The organism is Mycolicibacterium agri (genome assembly GCF_002553505.1).
Taxonomy (GTDB): domain Bacteria; phylum Actinomycetota; class Actinomycetes; order Mycobacteriales; family Mycobacteriaceae; genus Mycobacterium; species Mycobacterium agri.
Window position 1 is genome coordinate 1 of record NZ_PDCP01000073.1, and the last position, 20,336, is coordinate 20,336.

The 20,336-nt window shown below is 67.8% G+C and carries 21 protein-coding genes; 9 read left to right on the forward strand and 12 right to left on the reverse strand.

Annotated elements, in window-relative coordinates; genetic code table 11:
• Window positions 1-103 precede the first annotated feature (103 nt).
• Window positions 104-658, reverse strand: coding sequence for an LppP/LprE family lipoprotein (locus CQY20_RS26665; RefSeq protein WP_097943203.1), 555 nt, complete (start codon window positions 656-658; stop codon window positions 104-106).
• Window positions 659-746: 88 nt separating this feature from the next.
• Here CQY20_RS26665 and CQY20_RS26670 point away from each other — a divergent pair, with 88 nt between their 5' ends.
• Window positions 747-2,429, forward strand: coding sequence for a DEAD/DEAH box helicase (locus CQY20_RS26670; RefSeq protein ID WP_097943204.1), 1,683 nt, complete (start codon window positions 747-749; stop codon window positions 2,427-2,429).
• Complete coding sequence (locus CQY20_RS26675) at window positions 2,426-3,571, forward strand: acyltransferase family protein (RefSeq protein ID WP_097943205.1); 1,146 nt, start codon at window positions 2,426-2,428, stop codon at window positions 3,569-3,571. The genes CQY20_RS26670 and CQY20_RS26675 overlap by 4 nt, the downstream gene beginning before the upstream one ends.
• A gap of 76 nt (window positions 3,572-3,647) precedes the next feature.
• Here CQY20_RS26675 and CQY20_RS26680 read toward each other — a convergent pair whose 3' ends face one another.
• The 5 genes from CQY20_RS26680 to tap form a co-directional block, all read right to left on the reverse strand.
• Window positions 3,648-4,229 carry a TetR/AcrR family transcriptional regulator gene (locus CQY20_RS26680; protein WP_097943206.1) on the reverse strand — a complete coding sequence of 194 codons (582 nt, stop codon included), beginning with the start codon at window positions 4,227-4,229 and terminating at the stop codon, window positions 3,648-3,650.
• Window positions 4,229-5,470 carry a cytochrome P450 gene (locus CQY20_RS26685; protein WP_097943207.1) on the reverse strand — a complete coding sequence of 414 codons (1,242 nt, stop codon included), beginning with the start codon at window positions 5,468-5,470 and terminating at the stop codon, window positions 4,229-4,231. The genes CQY20_RS26680 and CQY20_RS26685 overlap by 1 nt, the downstream gene beginning before the upstream one ends.
• A gap of 56 nt (window positions 5,471-5,526) precedes the next feature.
• Window positions 5,527-6,846 (reverse strand): FAD-binding oxidoreductase, encoded by a 1,320-nt coding sequence (locus tag CQY20_RS26690; protein WP_097943244.1) that lies wholly within the window; start codon window positions 6,844-6,846, stop codon window positions 5,527-5,529.
• Window positions 6,847-6,908: 62 nt separating this feature from the next.
• Window positions 6,909-8,552 carry an L-lactate permease gene (locus CQY20_RS26695; protein WP_097943208.1) on the reverse strand — a complete coding sequence of 548 codons (1,644 nt, stop codon included), beginning with the start codon at window positions 8,550-8,552 and terminating at the stop codon, window positions 6,909-6,911.
• A 75-nt stretch (window positions 8,553-8,627) separates the two neighbouring features.
• Complete coding sequence (tap, locus tag CQY20_RS26700; RefSeq protein ID WP_097943209.1) at window positions 8,628-9,863, reverse strand: multidrug efflux MFS transporter Tap; 1,236 nt, start codon at window positions 9,861-9,863, stop codon at window positions 8,628-8,630.
• Between the two features lie 73 nt (window positions 9,864-9,936).
• Here tap and CQY20_RS26705 point away from each other — a divergent pair, with 73 nt between their 5' ends.
• Both CQY20_RS26705 and CQY20_RS26710 read left to right on the forward strand, forming a co-directional pair.
• Window positions 9,937-10,851 (forward strand): uracil-DNA glycosylase, encoded by a 915-nt coding sequence (locus tag CQY20_RS26705; protein ID WP_097943210.1) that lies wholly within the window; start codon window positions 9,937-9,939, stop codon window positions 10,849-10,851.
• 8 nt (window positions 10,852-10,859) lie between these two features.
• On the forward strand, window positions 10,860-11,912 hold the full coding sequence (locus tag CQY20_RS26710; protein ID WP_097943211.1) for an LLM class flavin-dependent oxidoreductase: 1,053 nt from the start codon (window positions 10,860-10,862) through the stop codon (window positions 11,910-11,912).
• A gap of 1 nt (window position 11,913) precedes the next feature.
• Here the strand turns inward: CQY20_RS26710 and CQY20_RS26715 are convergent, their stop codons facing one another.
• Window positions 11,914-12,348, reverse strand: coding sequence for a nitroreductase family deazaflavin-dependent oxidoreductase (locus CQY20_RS26715; RefSeq protein ID WP_097943213.1), 435 nt, complete (start codon window positions 12,346-12,348; stop codon window positions 11,914-11,916).
• On the reverse strand, window positions 12,345-12,791 hold the full coding sequence (locus CQY20_RS26720; protein ID WP_097943215.1) for an HIT family protein: 447 nt from the start codon (window positions 12,789-12,791) through the stop codon (window positions 12,345-12,347). The genes CQY20_RS26715 and CQY20_RS26720 overlap by 4 nt, the downstream gene beginning before the upstream one ends.
• 193 nt (window positions 12,792-12,984) lie before the next feature.
• On the opposite strand from CQY20_RS26720, the gene CQY20_RS26725 reads away from it, so the two are divergent.
• Complete coding sequence (locus CQY20_RS26725; RefSeq protein WP_097943217.1) at window positions 12,985-14,433, forward strand: S1C family serine protease; 1,449 nt, start codon at window positions 12,985-12,987, stop codon at window positions 14,431-14,433.
• Window positions 14,434-14,449: 16 nt separating this feature from the next.
• Here CQY20_RS26725 and CQY20_RS26730 read toward each other — a convergent pair whose 3' ends face one another.
• Window positions 14,450-14,917 carry a VOC family protein gene (locus CQY20_RS26730; RefSeq protein WP_097943219.1) on the reverse strand — a complete coding sequence of 156 codons (468 nt, stop codon included), beginning with the start codon at window positions 14,915-14,917 and terminating at the stop codon, window positions 14,450-14,452.
• A gap of 91 nt (window positions 14,918-15,008) precedes the next feature.
• Window positions 15,009-15,440 (reverse strand): type II toxin-antitoxin system Rv0910 family toxin, encoded by a 432-nt coding sequence (locus tag CQY20_RS26735; protein ID WP_097943221.1) that lies wholly within the window; start codon window positions 15,438-15,440, stop codon window positions 15,009-15,011.
• A gap of 145 nt (window positions 15,441-15,585) precedes the next feature.
• On the opposite strand from CQY20_RS26735, the gene CQY20_RS34935 reads away from it, so the two are divergent.
• On the forward strand, window positions 15,586-15,753 hold the full coding sequence (locus CQY20_RS34935; protein ID WP_097943246.1) for a hypothetical protein: 168 nt from the start codon (window positions 15,586-15,588) through the stop codon (window positions 15,751-15,753).
• A 64-nt stretch (window positions 15,754-15,817) separates the two neighbouring features.
• Here CQY20_RS34935 and CQY20_RS26745 read toward each other — a convergent pair whose 3' ends face one another.
• Complete coding sequence (locus CQY20_RS26745; RefSeq protein ID WP_097943223.1) at window positions 15,818-16,234, reverse strand: hypothetical protein; 417 nt, start codon at window positions 16,232-16,234, stop codon at window positions 15,818-15,820.
• A gap of 107 nt (window positions 16,235-16,341) precedes the next feature.
• On the opposite strand from CQY20_RS26745, the gene CQY20_RS26750 reads away from it, so the two are divergent.
• Window positions 16,342-17,172 (forward strand): helix-turn-helix domain-containing protein, encoded by an 831-nt coding sequence (locus CQY20_RS26750; protein WP_234816430.1) that lies wholly within the window; start codon window positions 16,342-16,344, stop codon window positions 17,170-17,172.
• 18 nt (window positions 17,173-17,190) lie between these two features.
• Complete coding sequence (locus CQY20_RS26755; protein ID WP_097943225.1) at window positions 17,191-18,582, forward strand: amidase; 1,392 nt, start codon at window positions 17,191-17,193, stop codon at window positions 18,580-18,582.
• Here CQY20_RS26755 and CQY20_RS26760 read toward each other — a convergent pair.
• The gene (locus CQY20_RS26760; protein ID WP_097943227.1) at window positions 18,579-19,079 is read right to left on the reverse strand and encodes a DNA-deoxyinosine glycosylase; all 501 of its coding nucleotides are present in this window, start codon (window positions 19,077-19,079) and stop codon (window positions 18,579-18,581) included. The two genes, CQY20_RS26755 and CQY20_RS26760, sit on opposite strands and share 4 nt — an antisense overlap.
• A 53-nt stretch (window positions 19,080-19,132) precedes the next feature.
• On the opposite strand from CQY20_RS26760, the gene CQY20_RS26765 reads away from it, so the two are divergent.
• The gene (locus CQY20_RS26765) at window positions 19,133-20,245 is read left to right on the forward strand and encodes an adenylate/guanylate cyclase domain-containing protein (protein ID WP_097943250.1); all 1,113 of its coding nucleotides are present in this window, start codon (window positions 19,133-19,135) and stop codon (window positions 20,243-20,245) included.
• Window positions 20,246-20,336: the final 91 nt, after the last annotated feature.

Sequence of the window (20,336 nt, forward strand, 5' to 3'; positions counted from 1 at the left end):
AGATGTGTTTATGAGACAGACCGACATTTGGGCGCGTTTTCACGGCGTGTCGCCACCCATGTGTCGGTTTCGGCGGGGCGGGGCGGGCGGCCGTGGGCCCGTGTTAGCCGGGCGTGTTGCCGACCAACTCCACGCCGTTGCCGTTCCAGCGGAACTTCACCACGCTCTGCAGCCCGGGCGTGCCGTTGGAGTACACCAGCGCGACGGTGTCGCCGGTGCTCTGCGTCGGCTCGATGCCGTTGAAGCCGTACGTGTCGGGCACGCCCCTCGGGATGAACTTGCCGAGGTGAAACAGCACCGCGCGGGTGTTCGGATTCTCGGCGTTGGTGTTAGCCTTGACGATGACCGCCGACAGCTGGGCGCACTCGTTGTAGGTCCCTGCCACCGGCTCGGGACTCCAGGCCTGCCCGCTGCGAGGATCGCGCGGCAACTCCGAAACCGCCTTCGCGATCTCGGGTGCCGCCAGGTTCACCGCGCACGGATCGGGCGCGGGCGCGGTCGGCGTTTCGCTGGGGCGAGCCGGCGGTGCGGGCGCTGCGGTCGCGGGTGCGACTGAGGCCGTCGGCTCCGGCGTCTTGGAAACGGTCGAGTCACCGGAGCCGCATCCGGCCAGCAACAGCGCTCCCGCGGCCGTCCCCGCGGTGAGGACCCTTTTCACAGTTGCGCACCGTACCGCCAACCCGTCCGGCTGCCTGGCAGGCCGCGCGGCGGGTCGAAGCGATCCTGACCACTAGACTGGCAACTCGATGACGTCGCCCGACTCGGACGCCACCAGCGCCGACCTGACCTTCGCTGACCTGCAGATTCACCCGGCGGTGCTGCGGGCGATCGCCGATGTCGGCTACGAGACGCCGTCGGCCATCCAGGCAGAGACCATTCCGGCGATGATGGCGGGCTCCGACGTCGTCGGCCTGGCCCAGACCGGCACCGGCAAGACGGCGGCCTTCGCGATACCGATCCTGTCCAAGATCGACACCGCCGAGAAGACGACGCAGGCGCTGGTGCTGGCGCCGACGCGCGAGCTCGCCCTGCAGGTGTCGGAGGCGTTCGGCCGCTACGGCGCGCACCTGCCCGACATCAACGTGCTGCCGATCTACGGCGGCTCGTCGTACGCGGTGCAGCTGTCGGGCCTGCGGCGCGGCGCCCAGGTGGTGATCGGCACGCCCGGCCGCGTCATCGACCACCTGGAGCGCGGGACGCTGGACCTGTCGCGGCTGGACTACCTCGTCCTCGACGAGGCCGACGAGATGCTGCAGATGGGTTTCGCCGAGGACGTCGAACGCATCCTGGCCGACACACCCGAATACAAGCAGGTCGCGCTGTTCTCGGCGACGATGCCGCAGGCCATCCGCAAGATCACCCGCAAGTACCTGCACGACCCGGTCGAGGTCACCGTCAAGGCGAAAACCGCCACCGCAGAGAACATTTCGCAACGCTTCATCCAGGTGGCGGGGCCGCGCAAGATGGACGCGCTGACGCGGGTGCTCGAGGTCGAGCAGGGCGACGCGATGATCGTGTTCGTGCGCACCAAGCAGGCCACCGAGGAGGTCGCTGAGCGGCTGCGGGCGCGCGGGTTCGCCGCGGCCGCCATCAACGGCGACATCCCGCAGGCCCAGCGCGAGCGCACCATCGCCGCGCTCAAGGACGGCCGCATCGACATCCTGATCGCCACCGACGTCGCCGCCCGCGGCCTTGATGTGGAACGCATTTCGCACGTCGTCAACTACGACATCCCGCACGACACCGAGTCGTATGTGCACCGCATCGGGCGCACCGGCCGAGCCGGCAGGTCGGGTTCGGCGTTGCTGTTCGTCACGCCGCGCGAACGCCACCTGCTGAAAGCGATCGAGAAGGCGACGCGCTCGAAGCTGGTCGAGGCCGAGCTGCCATCGGTCGAGGACGTCAACGCCCAGCGCGTCGCGAAGTTCTACGACTCCATCACCGACGCGCTCGGAGCGCCGGGCATCGACCTGTTTCGCCGCATGATCGAGGACTATGCGCGCGAGAAGGACGTGCCGATGGCCGATGTCGCGGCGGCGTTGGCGCTGCAGTCGCGCGATGGCGGCGAGTTTCTGATGACGGAGCCGCCGCCGGAGAAGCGACGCGAACGACCCGACCGCAGCCGCGACGACGGGCCCGCGCGCAAGCGTCGCGAGGTCCGCGCTGATCTCGCGACATACCGCATCGCCGTCGGCAAGCGGCACAAGGTCATGCCCGGTGCCATCGTCGGTGCGATCGCCAACGAAGGCGGGCTGCACCGAAGCGATTTCGGCCATATCGACATCCGGCAGGACTACTCGCTGGTGGAACTGCCCGCCAAGCTGCCCAAGCAGACGCTGAAAGCGCTTGCCAAGACGCGGATTCAGGGTCAACTGATCAACTTGGCACCCGACCGCGGCCCGAAAAAGCCGCACCGCAAATCGAAATGATCGTGTCCAGGGGCGTCGGACAAGAGGAAGCACAGGGCGGGCTCGAATCCGTCGGCAGGCCGGAACGGGTGGCCTCGCTCACCGGCATTCGCGCGGTGGCGGCGCTGTTGGTGATGGCAACGCACGCCGCCTACACCACTGGCAAGTACACGCACGGCTACGTCGGGCTGGTGTATTCGCGAATGGAAATCGGTGTGCCGATTTTCTTTGTGCTGTCCGGGTTTCTGCTGTTCGGTCCGTGGGTCAAGGCCGCCGCCACGGGCGGGCCGCCGCCGTCGGTGCGCCGCTACGCGTGGCGCCGGGTGCTGCGCATCATGCCCGCCTACGTCGTGACGGTGCTGGTCGCCTATCTCGTCTACCACTTCCGCACCGCGGGGCCGAATCCCGGCCACACCTGGATGGGCTTGTTTCGCAACCTCACCCTGACGCAGATCTACACCGACAACTACCTGTACTCCTACCTGCACCAGGCGCTGACCCAAATGTGGAGCCTGGCAGTGGAAGTCGCGTTCTACGCGGTGCTGCCGCTGCTGGCATATCTGCTGCTTGTCGTGCTGTGTCGTCGCCAGTGGCGGCCAGGGCTGTTGCTGTTCGGACTGGCGGTCCTGGCGGCGATCACACCGGCCTGGCTGATCCTGGTGCACACCACCGACTTTCTGCCCGACGGCGCACGCCTGTGGCTGCCGAGCTATCTCGTCTGGTTCATCGGCGGCATGTTGCTGGCCGTGTTGCAGCCCATGGGGGCGCGCGCGTACGCGATGGCGTGCCTGCCGGTCGCGGTGGCGTGCTACTTCATCGTCTCCACACCGCTCGGGGGAGAGCCGACGACGTCGCCCGCCGAGTTGCGCGAGGCACTCGCCAAGGCGGCGTTCTACGCGGTGATCGCGACGCTCGCGGTCGCACCGCTCGCGCTCAACGACCGCGGCTGGTACGCGTGGCTGTTGGCGAGCCGCCCGATGGTGTTTCTCGGCGAGATCTCCTACGAGATCTTCCTGATTCACCTGTTGACGATGGAACTCGTGATGGTCGAGATCCTGCGCTATCCGATCTACACGGGCTCGATGGCGTGGCTGTTTATCGTGACGTTCATCGTGACGGTGCCGCTGGCGTGGCTGCTGCACCGGTTCACCCGCGTCCGCTGAACCCCCGCGAGACGTAATCCACGCAGGCGTTCACTCGCACTTTCGCTGCGCCGATTCCGTTTCGCGGGGAGAACCGCTAGGCCTCCTGCGCCGCGGGAAGCACCATCGGGACGACGAACTGCTCGATCATCATGCGTTCCTCGTCCTCGTCGCGGCCGGGGAAGACCAGCAGCGAGGTCATCACCCGCACCAGCCAGCGGGCCTTGCGCTCGACCACCTCGGGCTCGTCGGGGGCCATCGATATCAGGAACGCCTCGGTCAGCGCCTTGATCACCTGCGACTGTTCGGCGATCTCCGCGCCGATCGGGCGCTGCGCGGTCGCGAACCACGACGACAGCGCCGGGCTTTCGCGCACGTTGCGCAGCGACGACACCATGCCCTCGATCAGCCGCTCGCGTGGCTCGTCGACGCCGGTGAGCTGCTCAGTCATCTGATGAAACAGCCGATAGCTCTCCCGGTGCACGTAGGCGGTGTAGAGCGCTTCGCGGTTCTCGAAATAGCGGTACAGCGTGGCCCGCGAACACCCTGCGGCCTTGGCGATTTCATGCATACCGACCGTCGCCGCGTCCTTCTGGGCGAACAACGCGTCGGCGGCGTCGAGAATGCGGTCGGCGGCCACCTCCGAGCGGCGGTCGCCCAACCAGTCGTTACCCGCCATCAGGACAGCACCCGGAACGGAACCGACAATGGTCTGCGCACGTAGCTGCCGCCGGCCCACACCACACCGGACATGTCGACCTCGAAATCCGGGCAGCGGGCCAGCAGTTCGGTCAGCGCCACACGCGACTGCATCCGCGCCGCGGCCGCACCGAGGCAGAAGTGCGCGCCGTGGCTGAACGTCAGGATGTTGCGTGGGCGCCTGCGCACGTCGAGTTCGCCTGCGCCGGCGCCGTATTCGCGTTCGTCGCGGTTGGCCGACCCGTACAGCAGCAGCACCTTGCGGCCTGCGGGAATCGTCGTATTGCCGATTCGCACATCGCGAGTCGTGGTACGGGCCAGGCCCTGCACGGGCGAGGTGAGTCGCAGGAACTCGTCGACCGCGTCCGGAATCAGGTCGGGGTGGTTGACCAGCAGCCGCTTCTGATCCGGCCGCTGGTGCAGCAGTTGCACCGCTCCGCCGAGCATGCCGGTCGTGGTGTCGTTGCCGCCGGTGACCATCGTGAACGTGAACGCCAGGATGGACAGCATCCCGGCCATGTCGCCGTCGGCGCCCATGCCCGCGGCGACGAGATGCGACACCGTGTCGTCGCCGGGTTCGTAGCGGCGGCGTTCGATGAGTTGGGTGAAGTAGGCCATCATGGACGCGACGGCCTCGCCCGCGGACTCCGCGGCGTTGGCGAACGACGTCGACTCCGAGTTGGCGGCGACGATCGCTTCCGACCAGCCGTCGAACTGCGCGCGGTCCTCCTCCGGCACACCGAGATAGTGCGCGACGACCATCGACGGCAGCGGCTTGAACAATTCGGCGACGATGTCACCGCCCCCGGCCGCGCGCAGCCGCTCCAGGCGTTCGACGACGAACTGGCGCACCGCAGGCTCGACGGCCTCGACCTGGCGGGGAGTGAACCCGCGCGACACCAGCTTGCGAAACTCGGTGTGGCTCGGCGGGTCCTGCATCACGAACGGCGGATTGTCCTGCAGGCCAATCATTTCCAGCTCGCCGTAGTTGACGGTCAAGCCCTGCGCGGACGAGAACGTCTCGTGGTCGCGCGCGGCGTTCCACACGTCGGCGTGCCGGGACAGCACCCAGTAGTCGTGGTCGGGCCGACCCTCGGGCACCACGTGATGGACGGGGTCCTTGTCGCGCAGCGCTTGATACATCGGCCACGGGTTCGCCCAGGTCTCGGCCGTCGCGAGCACGAACCGGGCCGGCGAACTCTGAGACAGAGTGGCAGGCATGTCTTATGCGTACGACAAAGCAACGCACCCTGTCAACAGGGTTCAGCGAATTGTCATCAAATGGCAGCGCCGGGGTTCAGGATCCCGTCGGGGTCGAGCGCGGCCTTGATGCGGCGGTTGAGCTCCATCGCCTCCGGTCCGAGCTGGTTCGCCAGCCAGGGTCTTTTCAGCCTGCCGACGCCGTGTTCGCCGGTGATCGTGCCGCCGAGGCCCACCGCCAGGTCCATGATCTCGCCGAACGCGAGCTGTGCCCGGTCGGCCATAGCGGCGTCGGACGGGTCGAACACGATCAGCGGGTGGGTGTTGCCGTCGCCTGCGTGCGCGATCACCGAGATCATCACCTCGCGTTGGGCGGCGATGCGCTCGACGCCGCCGACCAGATCGCCCAGCCGGGGCAGCGGCACCCCGACATCCTCCAGCAGCAGCGTGCCCTTCGCCTCGACCGCGGGTATCGCGAAGCGGCGGGCGGCCACGAACGCCTCGCCCTCGTCGGGGTCGTCGGTGGTGAACACGTCGGTCGCGCCGTTCTGGCCGAACGCCTCGGCGATTCTGGCCGCGTCCTCGGCGGCCGAGTGCCCGCGTTCGTCGGAGCCGGCCAGCAGCAGCGCCGCGGCGTCGCGGTCCAGGCCCATCCTGAGCTTGTCCTCGACGGCGTTGATCGCGACCGCGTCCATGAACTCCAGCATCGACGGCCGCATCTGTCCGGAGACGCCCAGCACGGCGCTGGTGGCGGCGTCGACCGTGGGGAAGTTCGCGACGACGGTGCTGGACCGGTTCTGCTTGGGCAGCAACCGCAACGTGATCTCGGTGACGATGCCCAGCGTGCCCTCACTGCCGACGAACAGCTTCGTAAGGCTCAGCCCCGCAACGTCTTTCAGCCGGGGGCCGCCGAGCCGCACCGCCGTGCCGTCGGCAAGCACCACCTGCAGGCCCATCACGTAGTCGGTGGTGACGCCGTACTTTACGCAGCACAACCCGCCCGCGTTGGTGGCGATGTTGCCGCCGATGCTGCAGATCTCGAACGACGACGGATCCGGCGGATACCACAACCCGTATTTGGCGGCCGCCTTCTTCACCTCGGCGTTGAACAGGCCGGGTTGGCACACCGCCGTGCGGGTCACCGGGTCGACGGTGATGTCGCGCATCTTCTCCGTCGACAACACGATGCCGTTGTCCAGAGCGGTGGCCCCGCCGGATAGGCCGCTGCCCGCCCCGCGCGGCACGACCGGGACGCGGTGCGCACTGGCCCAGCGCATCACGGTCTGCACCTGCTCGGTGGTCAGCGGCCGCACCACCGCCAGCGGTTTACCCGCCGACGGGTCGAGCGCTCGATCCTGCCGGTAGCCCTCGGTGATCGCCGGGTCGGTGACGACCATTCCTTCGGGCAGGTCGGCGATCAAGCTGTCGAGTGCGGTCACGCTGTCGATGCTACGGGCGGTCACGACGGAACCATCCACGAAAGCAGCGGCGAGGCCTGCAGCGCGGTCAGGGCGCACAGCAGGGCCAGGAACACCAGACTCCAGATGACGACGCGGCGGAAGATGTCGCCCTCTTTGCCGTTCATGCCGACGGCGGCCGCCGCGATGGCGAGGTTCTGCGGCGAGATCATCTTGCCAAGCACGCCGCCGGAGCTGTTGGCCGCCGCCATCAACAGTTCGGACAGGCCGGCCTGGTTCGCCGCGGTGACCTGCAGGGCGCCGAACAGCGAGTTGGACGAGGTGTCAGACCCGGTGACGGCCACGCCGAGCCAGCCGAGAATCGGTGAGATCAAGGCGAATGCGCCACCGGCCGCCGCCATCCATGTGCCGAGCGTGATGGTCTGCCCTGACAGGTTCATCACGAACGCCAGGGCCAACACCGCCATCACCGTGACGATGGCCCAGCGCAGCTGATGCAGCGTCGTGCCGTAGGCCCTGACCCCCCGCCCCACCGACAGTTTGAGCACGATCATCGTCAGCGCGCCTGCGACCAGCATCTGCGTGCCCGGGGTGGTGAGCAGGTTCAGCGTGAACGCCGACAGCGTCACGGGGCTCCCCGACGGGCTGAGGACGTCGATCCCCGGCCATTCGAACTTGATGGTGGCCTTGTCGAGCAGGTTCTTGACCGCGGTGATCTGGCAGATGACGAACACCGCGATGATGATCGCGTAGGGGGCGTAGGCCTTGACGACGTCGGCCCGCGAGTCGGGATGCTCGACGCGTTCGGCGAATTCGGGCGTCGGGGAATCCGCCGCGCCGCCTGCGATCACCGTCGACTCGGTGTGGATCCGGCGCGGCTTCCACACCCGGACCAGCGCGACGACAGCGGCCGCCGACACCAGCGAGGCGACGACGTCGGCCAGCGGCACCGAGACGAAGTTCGACGTGGCGTATTGGCCGAGGCCGAAGAAGATCCCGCAGACCAGCGCGGGAAGCCACGTCTCGCGGACGCCGCGCCACCCGTCGACGATTCCCACGAGCGCGAGGGGAACCAGCACCGACAGGATCGGTGTCTGCCGCCCAACCATCGCGCCGAGCGTGTCGGGCGACAGCTCGGTCACCTTGGCCAGCGTCAAGATCGGGGTTGCCATGGCGCCGAAGGCGACCGGCGCGGTGTTGGCAACGAGGGCGAGTACGGCGGCCTTCATCGGCTTGAATCCCAGCGCCATCAACATCACCGACGTCACGGCGACCGGGGTGCCGAACCCTGCCAGCGCTTCCATCAGGGCGCCAAACGAGAACGCGATCAGGATCGCCTGTATGCGTTGGTCGTCGCTGACTCGGGCGAACGACCGGCGCAGCACGTCGAAATGTCCGGTCTCGACGGTCAACTGGTACACCCAGATCGCGTTGATGACGATCCACAGAATCGGGAAGAACCCGAACGCGGCGCCTTCGGTGCCTGCCAGCAACGCCTGCCCGATGGGCATGCCGTACACGAGGACTGCCACGATGATGGCGACGGCGAGGGAGATCAGCGAGGCCACCCATGCGGTGACTCTCATCGCGCCGAGCAGGACGAACAGCAAAAGCAAGGGTATCGCCGCGACCAGCGAACTCCATGCGAGGGAATGAGCAACGGGATCCAAAACTTGCTGGTACACAGGCGACCTCGAGGCTGAGTGGTGTGCTGGGCGTCACACAACGTAACGCATGTTTTTGAATGGTCAAATAGGGGCCTAGATTTCGACGGCGGAGCCGCGGTCGAGGTCGCGAAGCGCAGGTAAGAACACCGCGATCACCCCGAGCAGAAGCATCGGCAGCGCCAGCGCGAGGAACGTCGCGTGCAGCCCCGCGGTGTCGGCCAGCGGACCGGCCAGCACCAACCCGAGCGGGCCTGCGGCGTAGGCCAGCGAACCCATCACGCCGACCACCCTGCCGCGCAAGTGTTGCGGCGCCGTGGTTTGCATTACGTAGTTGTAGATCGGTGCGATCGGGCCGTAGACGAATCCGATGACGGCGCACAGCACCAGAATCAACGGCAGCGGCGGAAGGAACGCGATGATCGTCATCGCCACACCCAGCGTGAGCACCGCGGTCAACATCACGGTCCGTCGACGCGAAAACTTCGACATCGCAGCGTAACTCAAGGCACCGAGCAGCCCACCGACGCTCAATGCCATCAGCACCCAGCCCAGATGCGCGGGTTCGTTGCGGTCGGCGAAGTACTTCGGAAACAGCACCGACTCCATCGGCATGTACAGGCCGGTCGCGGCCAGGTCGACGATCGCCAGTGCACGCAGCACCCTGGTGTTCCAGACGAAGCGCAACCCTTCGACGATGCCGGCCCACATACCCTGGGGCAAAGCCGCGCGGTCGGGCTTGCCTGCGCCCTCGAGGCGCAGCGTCGCGATCGCGATGATCGACAAACCGAACGCCGCGGCCGTCACCCACATGGTGTTGATGCCTCCGAGCGTGGCGATCAGCAGGCCGCCGACGCCGGGGCCGACGATGTAGGACAGGTTGAACACCGCTTCGTAGACGCTGTTGGCGTGATCGAGTGTCCACCCGGCGCGGGTGGCGGCCTCCGGCAACATCGTTTCGCGGGCCGTCATGCCCGCCGGGTCGAAGAAGGCCCCCAGCGCGGCCAGGCAGGCCAGCACCGCGACGTTGATCGCCTCCACGCCCAACGTCAAGGCCAGCACGGGCACGGTCGCCACCGACAGCGCCGACAACGCATCAGAAATCATCGAAACGCGTTTGCGGCCAAGGTAATCGACGGCCGCGCCGGCCAGCAGGGTCGCAACGAGCAGCGGGATCGTCCCTGCCATCGCGACGATCGACGCATCAAAAGCCGACCCGGTACGTTGCAGCACCAGCCACGGGAACGCAACGATCGAGATGCCGTTGCCCGCACCGGCCATCAAAGTGGCAAAGAGGATGACGAGAAGCGGTCCGCGCTTGCCGTTGCTCATGAGATATCCCGGCGAATGTAACAGCGGCGGACCCGGTCGGCGGGGGAATTTCCCGCGCAGGCACAGTGGAGCGATGCAGCTGCCTCATCCCCGCACCGGAAGGCTGTTCGACTCGCCGGTGCCCGTGGGCACGGGCTGGCCGGGCGACCCGGCGACGGCTGCCACGGCGGTGGCCAAGACGCCCCCCGAGGTGGTCGCGCTGGCCGAGGCGGCGGGCTCGATCGAGCAGCTGGACGCCGAGGTGTCGGTTTGCCGCGCCTGCCCTCGGCTGGTCGAATGGCGCGAACAAGTGGCCGTCGAGAAGCGCAAGTCGTTCGCCGGCGAACCGTACTGGGGCAGGCCGATTCCGGGATTCGGCGCGGCGCGGCCGCGGCTGATGATCGTCGGCCTCGCGCCCGCTGCACACGGCGGCAACCGGACCGGGCGCGTGTTCACCGGCGACCGCTCCGGGGACTTCCTCTTCGCCGCGTTGCATCGCGCCGGGTTGGCCAACCAGCCGTTGTGCGTCGACGCCGCGGATGGGTTGGCGCTCAACGACACCCGGCTGGTGGCGGCGGTGCGCTGCGCGCCGCCGGCCAACGCGCCCACCCCGGCCGAGCGGGCGACGTGCGCGCCGTGGCTGGACGCCGAATGGCGCCTTGTCGGAGCCGACGTGCGGGTCATCATCGCGCTGGGCGGCTTCGCCTGGCGCGCCGCGCTGGACATGGTGCGCGCGGCGGGCGGGTCGGTGGGCAGGCCCGCGCCGAAGTTCGGTCACGGCGTGACGGCCGGCATGCAGACGCCGCACGGCGAGGTCACGCTGATGGGCGTGTATCACCCCAGCCAGCAAAACACCTTCACCGGCAAGCTGACGCCGCAGATGCTCGACGACGTGTTCGGCAAGGCCGCCGCCCTCGCCGGCATCGGGCGATTTCGGCGCGCTAACGTGCGCTCAGCGCCGGAAAGCGCGCCTAAATCGCGGGAACGGACCAGCAGGGGCCGGCGTTAGCTATACATATGCGGCTCTCCGTCCTTGACCTCGTTCCCGTACGCACCGACCAGACGACATCCGACGCGCTGGCGGCGTCGACGCAGCTCGCGCAGACCGCCGACCGGCTGGGATACACCCGCTACTGGGTGGCCGAACACCACAACATGCCGTCGGTGGCGGCCACCAGCCCACCGGTGCTGATCGCGCACCTGGCCGCACACACCTCGCAGATCCGCGTCGGCTCGGGCGGCGTGATGCTGCCCAACCACGCGCCGCTGGCCGTCGCCGAGCAGTTCGCGTTGCTGGAAGCCGCGCACCCAGGCCGCATCGACCTGGGCATCGGCCGAGCGCCGGGCTCCGATCCGGTCACGTCGATCATGCTGCGGGGATTCAAGGGCAACGCCGAACGCGACGACATCGAGAAGTTCCCGCAGTACCTCGACGACGTCGCGGCGCTGATGAGCACCAATGGCGTGCGCGTGACGCTGCCGCGGGACCTGATGCGCGAGGAATACATCCTCAAGGCGACGCCTGCCGCGACCAGCGAGCCACGGCTGTGGCTGCTCGGCTCGTCGATGTACTCCGCGCACCTGGCCGCCGCAAAGGGCCTGCCCTACGTGTTCGCCCACCACTTCTCCGGGCAGGGCACCGCCGAAGCGCTGGCGATCTACCGCTCTGAGTTCAAGCCGAGCGACCTCACCTCCGAGCCCGTGACGTTCCTGACCGTCAACGCGGTGGTGGCCGAAACACACGATGAGGCAACAGCTTTGCTGCTGCCCAACCTGCAGATGATGGCGCGGCTGCGCACCGGCCAGCCGCTGCTGCCGCTGGATCTGGTCGAGGACGCCGAAGCAAAGCGGATGACGCCACAGGAGCAGGCGATCGTCGACGCCGGGTTGCGGCGCGCCGTGGTCGGCGACCCGACGGAGGCCGCCGAACAGGTGCGGGCACTGGCCGAGGAGTTCGGCGTGGACGAGGTGATGGTGCATCCGGTGGCGTCGGCGCGCCGCGGCACCGACCCCGCGGCCTCACCCGCCCGGGTCAAGACGCTCGAGTTGCTCGCCAAAGAGCTGTTCTGAGTCAGGCTTTCGGCGTGAGCCGCACGATCGGAATCGGTCGGCTGGTTCGCTTCTGGTAGATGTCGTACGCCTTGTTGTACTTGGTGACGATCTTCCACAGCCGTTCGCGGTCCGGGTCGCCGGGCAGCACCGGTTGCGCCGTCACGGCCAATCGCTTTGGGCCCACGTTGATTTCGGCGTTCGGGTTGGCCTTCAGGTTGTGATACCAACCCGGCGATCGCGGCGCGCCGCCGTTGGATGCGACCACCAGATAGTCGTCTCCGTCGCGGGCGTAGGTCAGCGAGGTGGTGCGCGGTTTGCCGGTCCTGGCGCCGACGGTGTGCAGCAGCAGGCTCGGCAGGATCAACAGCCGATGGCCCACCCATCCGTTGGTGCGCTGATAGACCGTGTTGTGCAACCGATAGACCTGACCGAACGCCTTCTCGACATGGTTCACGGCGCATCCTCCTGCGCATCGGCATCGATTTCGGCCAACGCCTCACGCAGCAACCGTCCGGTTTCCTCGCGGTCCGGGTCGCGACGCACGAGCATGCCCTTGGCGAACGCCAGTTTGTCGCCGGACTGACGGGGCACCACATGCAGGTGGATGTGGAGCACGCTCTGGAAGGCCGCCTTGCCGTCGTTGATGACGACGTTGTTGCCGTCGGCGTGCAGCCCCGATCGCCGTGCGGCCTTGGCGATTCGCTGCCCGATGCGCACCAGGTCGGCGCACGTCTCGGGCGGAGTATCGGTCAAGTCGACGGTGTGGCGTTTGGGGATGACCAGCGTGTGTCCGCGGGTGAACGGCCGGATATCGAGGATGGCCACGTAGCCGTCGTCCTCGTAGATGCGGATCGCGGGCGCTTCCCCTGCAACGATGGCGCAGAACACACAAGACATTCGGGCAGGCTAACCCGTTACGCGGGCGGGCAAACCTCGCACCCCGCGCGAACGTCTCCTTGATCACAGTGTGACGCAGTCGTGCCGACAGTCTTGGACTGTATAGAGCCTTCTCTCAGTCGGGTCTCAGCAAACGCCCGCACATTGGGGTCAACCAGCTTGTTCCCCGACGAAAAAGGGATGAAACCAACCGATGAAGAAGAACTCTCGATTCTCGCTGCGGGATTCGCGCCGCTCGACCGAACCGAAGCCACCTGCACCGCAACAGTATCCGGGCAATCCTCAGCAACCCGGATTTCAGCAGCCCTACGACTGGCGCTATGCCACCGCACAGCAGACCCCACCCCCGTTTGATCCGTATCGTCCTGTGCATCAGCCGGACTCGGCGCCGACCACCCCAATTCCCGTAGTGCGCAACCGTGCTCGCGCAGGCACCATCGTGGCCGGTGCCGCAGCGGTGGCCGTGGTGTCCGCCGGTGTCGGCGCAGCGGTCATCGTCACCCGCGATGACGCCGACCGCGCCGCCGCGTCGACGATCGCCACAGCGACCGCCGCTCCCTCGCCGAACCAGCCCGTCGCAGCGCCGCCTGCCGGTTCGGTCGAACAGGTGGCCGCCAAGGTGATGCCCAGCGTGGTCAAGCTGCAGATCAAGACCCCTCAGGGTCGCGGAGAAGGTTCGGGCATCGTGATCAGCCAAGACGGGCTGATCCTGACCAACAATCACGTGGTCGCGGCCCTCAGTAGCCCCGCCGTCGACCGGCAGTCGCCCGACGGACCGGACGGCCAGGGCTTCCCGTTCGGCCCGTTCGGACTCGGCCCGGGACCGCTGGGCGGTCAACCGTCGTTCGGCAACGGTGCGATGTCGACCCGCGAGGCAGAACCCACTGTGACGTTCTCCGACGGCAAGACGGTGCCCTTCTCCGTGGTCGGCACCGACCCGGCCGACGACCTGGCTGTCGTTCGCGCCGAAGGCGTTTCGGGTCTGACCCCGATCACGTTCGGGTCATCGAAGGACTTGAAGGTCGGCGAGAACGTGGTCGCCATCGGGTCGCCGCTCGGGCTCGACGGCACGGTGACGACGGGAATCGTCAGCGCGCTGAACCGCCCGGTCGTCACCGGTGATGAAACCACCGGCCAGCATTCGGTGATGGACGCCATCCAGACCGATGCCGCCATCAACCCCGGCAACTCCGGCGGCGCACTGGTGAACATGAAGGGCGAGCTCGTCGGCGTGAACTCCGCGATCGCCTCCCTCGGCGGCGGCCCGGGTGCCGTTAACGCGCAAAGCGGCTCGATCGGCCTCGGCTTTGCCATCCCGTCCGATCAAGCCAAGCGCATCGCCGACGAACTGGTGTCGAAGGGCACCGTCTCGCACGCCACGTTGGGCGTCCAGCTCAGCCAGGACGCCAACACGCACGGCGCCGCGGTGGCCGAGGTGGTCGCCGACGGCCCGGCCGCGGCGGCGGGGCTGCCCAGTGGTGTGGTGATCACCAAGGTGGACGATCGGCCGATCGACGGCGCCGACGCGCTGGTCGCCGCGGTCCGCTCGAAGGCGCCGGGCGACACCGTGACGCTGACGTACGAGGACGCCTCGGGCGCCGCCAAGACGGTGCAGGTGACGCTGGGTCAGGCGCAGGTCTGACCCAGCCCACCCGCTGCTAGACGTTCTCGGTGGCCCACTCGGCCAGGCGGCGATCCCGGTCGGCGGGGGAGACGTCCTCGACGCGGGTCATCACCGTCCAGCGATGGCCGAACGGATCGACGATGGAGGCGAAGCGGTCACCGGTGACGAAGGTCTGCGCCGGCTCGCGGATCGTCGCGCCGGCCCGCTGGGCGCGCGCCACCACAGCGTCGGTGTCCGGGCAGTACAGCGCCAGCGAGTGCGTCGCGAAGGCATCCGGCTGCGGCGCGGCGATCCGATACCCGTCGTTCGGGTCGCCCAGCTGCAGCCGGCCCTGGCCGAAGTCCAGTTCGGCATGTGCGACCGTGCCGCCGGGCCCGTCCATCCGCTCGACGAGCGTGGCGCCGTAGACCTCGACGTAGAAGTCGATCGCCGCCGCCGCGCCGTCGACGCACAGAAACGGGGTGAGGCTGGTGTAGTCCTGCGGAATCGGTGAAACAGTCATAGTCGTCAGCCTCGCGAACCGGCGCAGGCACGGATTGGAAATTCCCGCCAGCGCAACGCCCACGACCGCGGCCGACTACCGTGCCGACACCTCAGCCGTACAGTTCTTCGAACCGCTCGATGGAGCGTTCGATGTCGCCTTTGACCAGACGCGCCGCTGTCGCGCCGATCGGGCCGAACAGCGGCCGGCCGCCAAGCTCGATCCTGACAAAGAATTCGCATCCGGCCGCAGTGGGTTTCACCACCATCCGCAGCCCGTATCTGGTGCCGCCGACGCCGTCACCCTTGACCGTCAGCGACTTCGGCGCATCCATGTCGGTCACCGTCCAGGTGACGCGGTTGCGCATGCCCTTCACACCGGCGACGCCGACGAGCGTCGTGCCCACCTCAAGCTCATCGGGCAACTCTTTGCGCCAACCCTGATGCATCGTGAGCCAGTCACCGAGCGTCGCGAAGTTCGACGCATGCTCCCACGCGTGCTGCGGTGTCATCGAAAGGCTGCGAGAGAGCTCCAACTTCGCCATTTCGGCATCGTATTAGGGAACGGTTACTGCCAATCGCCAATCAATTGCTGCCATTGGAATTAACAGCCTGACCTGTGTGTTTAACCCAATCAGAGGGCACAGAAAGAACGAGAAGAGCCCCGAGAAGACAGAAGAAGGCACCACAATGAAGAAGTTCGGAATTGCTTCCCTCGCCGCATCCGGGTTGGCCGCCGCTTTCATCGGACTAGCCGGCCCCGCGCAGGCTGATGTCGGTCACCACGACTGGATCTACAACATTCAGCCTTCGGTCACCGTGCCGCACGTGGATACCTCCGTGCAGCAGAGCCGCTGACGCAGAGAGCCACCAAGAGGGCACCCCAATCGCGGGTGCCCTCTTTCTGTTGGGTCAGGCGATGTCAGGCCGCCGGCAGGGCAGCACTGGACGTCTGGCCGCCGATGCAGCGCATCGCATTGCTGCTCTGCCAGGTGACCCCGTCGGCGCGTTCGCCGGTCAGCGAACCCGTCGCTTGATCTATCACCCCGGTGTAGTGCATGACGAGGCCGTTGTCCCAGCCGATGCCGAACGCGACGGTGTTGCCGTCGCTTCCGCCCTCCGCGGTTCCGCGCCACAGCGGGTCGCCGTCGGGCGGTACGGCCACCGCGGGGCCGCCGACCGCGCGGCCGGACGTGGCAACCGTCACCGCCCACTCGTCGTTCTGGACGAGCTTGAGTTTCGGCCCGAATTCCCAGCCGCCGGGGCAGTCGGCGGCCGCGTTGCCTGCTGGCGTCGTGAGGAGGCCGGCGGCAGACAACAACGCTGTCGCCGCGGCCACAGACCACGGCCTGATCACAGAGCGTGCGCAAGACATGAGGATAGAGAGTAAGGCAGGCGTGCCGACGGGTCATCACTTTGCCGGCTGCCGGACCTAACCTGGAATGCGTGACCGCACTCGAGCGCGACACGGCGGCGCCGGTGCGAGGTGTCGTCGGCCGCGCCGCGAGCGCGTCGTTGTTCGACCTCAACCGGTGGCCGCCGTCGGGCCGTGCCGGTCGATTCGTCGAGCACTTCTGGTCGGTGCGCTGGGATCTGCGTGGCCGTGACCCACTCACCAGCACCGTCATCACATTCCCGGTGCTGCACATCACCCACGAGTGGGGCAGCGACGGGCCTCGGCACGGCTTCTCGCTGCCGAACACGCTCGTGCACGGCGTCGTCGAAAGGGTGTTTCGCACGACGATCAGCGAGCGCGGCGCCGTCGTCGGCGCACGGTTTCGGCCAGGCGGATTCACCGCGCGCTTCGGCCGCGACGCGTCCGTGCTGACGGGACGAGTCGAACTTGTCGATGATCAATTGTTCGGTTGCCCAATCGATCTCGATGACGACGTGGAGTCCGCCGCCGCCGTGCTCGACGATGCGATCGCCGCACACCGCGCAGAGAGCGATCCGACGTATGACGCGCTTACTGCGTTGGTGGAGCGCATCCGCGACGACGACCGGCTGCACCGGGTGGATCAAGTCGCAGATCTCTCGCCGTGGAGTGCGCGCACCACGCAGCGGGTGTTCCGCCGCTACGTCGGTGTGCCGTTGAAATGGGTGTTGTGCCGCTACCGGCTGCAGCAGGCCGCGTTGGAGATCGAGAGCACGCCTGACGTCGACTTCGCCGACCTCGCGGTCCGTCTCGGCTGGTACGACCAGGCGCACCTCATCAACGACTTCCGGTCGATGCTCGGCACCACCCCGGGCGAATACGCCGACGCGCACCGCGCCTAGACGGCTACGCTGCGGCGAGTGGAGTCCACCGACATCGCCTTCGCCGGGGCCGCGGAACAGGCCCGGCGGCTCGCGGCAGGAACCATCAGCGCACCCGCGCTGCTCGAGATCTATCTGGACCGCATCCGCCGGCTCGACCCGCAGTTGCGCGCCTACCGTGTCGTGCTGGCCGAGTCCGCGCGGAAGGAGGCCGCCGCCGCGCAGACCCGACTCGACAACGGTGAACGGCTGCCGCTGCTCGGCGTCCCGATCGCGATCAAGGACGACGTCGACGTCGCCGGCGAGGTGACGACGTACGGCACCGCGGCCTACGGCCCGCCGGCGACCGAGGACGCCGAAGTGGTCCGCCGATTGCGTGCCGCGGGCGCGGTCATCCTCGGCAAAACCACGGTGCCCGAATTGATGTTGTGGTCGTTCACCGAATCGCTCGAGTACGGCGCCACCCGAAACCCGTGGGATCCCAACTACACTCCCGGCGGCAGCAGCGGCGGTAGCGGTGCGGCCGTCGCCGCGGGCATGGCGTCGATGGCGCAGGGTTCCGACGGCATGGGTTCGATCCGAATCCCGTCGACGTGGTGTGGGCTGTTCGGTATCAAGCCGCAGCGCGACCGGGTGCCGATGTCGCCGCACGACGACGCGTGGAACGGCATGTCGGTCAACGGGCCGATGTCCAGGACAGTCGAGGACGCCGCGCTGTTTCTCGATGTGACGGCGACGACGCCCGCGGCCGACGGCAGTTTCGTGACTGCAGCGATTCGCGAACCCCGGCCGTTGCGAATCGCCTTGAGTGTCAAGGTTCCTCCGCCGTCGACCACTCGGCCCGGCCGCGCGCAGCGCGCAGCTGTCGACGAAGCGGGGGCCCTGTTGCGCGACCTCGGTCACCACATCTTCGCGCGCGATCCGGACTATCCACCCAACGCGGTGTTCGGACACCTGCTGCCGCGCTATTTCCGCGGCGTGTACGACGACATGCAGACTCTGCCGCACAAAGAGCGGCTGGAGAAGCGTACCCGCGCGTTCGCGCGCATCGGCGGCCTGATCTCCGACCGCCGGATCGCCGCCATCCGCGAGCGGGAAGCCGCACTGTCACAACGGGTTTTGTCGATCTTCGACAACTTCGACGTGGTGATCACGCCGAGCACCGCCACCGGGCCGTCGCGTATCGGCGCCTACCAGCGACGTGGCGCGTTGACCACGCTGGCGCTCGTCGCCGCGCGCGTGCCGTACCACGCGATGTTCAACGCCACCGGCCAGCCCGCAGCGGTGGTGCCGTGGGGCTTCGACCGCAACGGACATCCCACCGCAATCCAGTTGGTGGGTAGGCCGTTCGACGAATCGACGCTGCTGTCGCTGGCCGCGCAGATCGAGAAGGTCAGACCGTGGACGCCGCGCCGCCCGGCGGTGTCCTAGCCCGCATCGACGATCGCCTCACGCCAGGCCCGTAGTTTGTCTTCGTAACGCATGGTCTGCGCGGGACTGGTCGACGGCAGCCTGCGATAGCGCAGTGGCCGGTCGATCGCGGCCAGCCGGGTGAAGTGCTTCTCGGCGGCGGCGCCGTTGAAGAACACCCGCGCGATCGCGGAGTGTGCATCGAAGAACGGCCCGAAATCGTTGGCCACCACGCTGTCTGGCTCGATCGCCGAATCCAGGCTGCCGCGCCGCCGACACATCCGCAGCACATCCCACACCGCAACGCCGTTGGAGCACAACGCCGCCGTCCGTTGCGCATAGGGCGCGTACGGGTCAAAACCGAAGATGTGGCCGGTGATTCGCCAGAACGCGTTGCGCGGGTTGGCGTAGTACTGTGCCCCGGCCAGCGACATCACGCTGGGCATGTTGCCGAGGATGAGGATGTGCGCATCATCGGCAACGATCGGCGGCAATCCCTCAAGCAGCGGTTGCGTCACACCAACAGGTATACGTTGAGACGGTGGCCGACGACAGGCATCACGACATCGACATGAGCGCCATCGAGGCTGCGGGCCTGCTCGACGGCCTCGAGGGCAAGGCCCGCGAGGAACGGGCCGAGTTGATCGAATGGCTGCTCGACGAGGGATTCACCATCGAGCACATCTGCGGCGAGTTCGCGCCACTGCAGTTGTATGCCGGCCGCGTCATGGGCAACGACGGCAGATACGTGTCGGCTCGCGAGATCTGCGACGCCACCGGCATCGACATGGAACTGCTCCAGGCCATGCAGCGGGCGTTGGGCCTGCCGCGCATCGACGACCCCGACGTGCCGGCTCATCTGCGCGCCGACGCGGAGGTCGCGGCACGCGCAAAGGTCTTCATCGACGCGGGCTTCACGCGAGAGCAGGTGATCGCCGTCGCGCGCGTGCTCGGCCGCGGCATGATGCAGACCGCCGAGGTGATGCGGCACGCGGTGCTCGAGACCGTGATCGAGCCCGGCGCCACCGAGTTGCAGATCGCCAAGGCGTACGGCGAACTGGTGCAACGGGTCTCACCGCTGCTCGGCCCGCTGGCCGAGGACGTGCTGCGGCTTGCGCTGCGCCATGGCATGGAAACCGAGGCGATCAACGCCGCCGAGCGCGCGGCAGGAAAGCTGCCGGGGGCCCGGGAAGTGACAGTCTGCTTCGCTGACCTCGTCGACTTCACGAGGCTCGGTGAAGCGGTGCCGCCGGAGGAGTTGGAGAACCTCGCGAATCGGCTGTCCCGTCTGGCCGGCGACGTCGCAGCCCCGCCGGTGCACTTCGTCAAGACCATCGGCGATGCGGTGATGTTCGTCAGCACCGATGCGGCAGCGCTTCTTCGCGCCGCGCTCGAACTGCTGGCCACCGCCGAGAAGGAGGACCTGCCGCAACTGCGGATCGGCCTGGCCGCGGGCCCCGCCGTGCAACGGGCGGGGGACTGGTTCGGCAGCCCGGTCAACCAGGCCAGCCGGGTGACAGCGGCCGCCCGCCCTGGCGCGGTGCTGGTCGCGGAGTCCGCCCGTGAGCTCGTCGGCGACAGCGAGGAGTTCCGGTGGTCGTTTGCCGGTGCACGACGCCTGAAGGGTGTGAAGGGGGAGACGAAGCTGTTTCGGGCCCGCGCCGCGGACACCCCCGCCCCGTGACGGCCTTCGTCCGGGACAATTTCTGACGTTGGTGTTCATTTGCCGCCGATGTGGGTAGTCCCTTCGGCAGCGGGAGGACGACCCATGACGC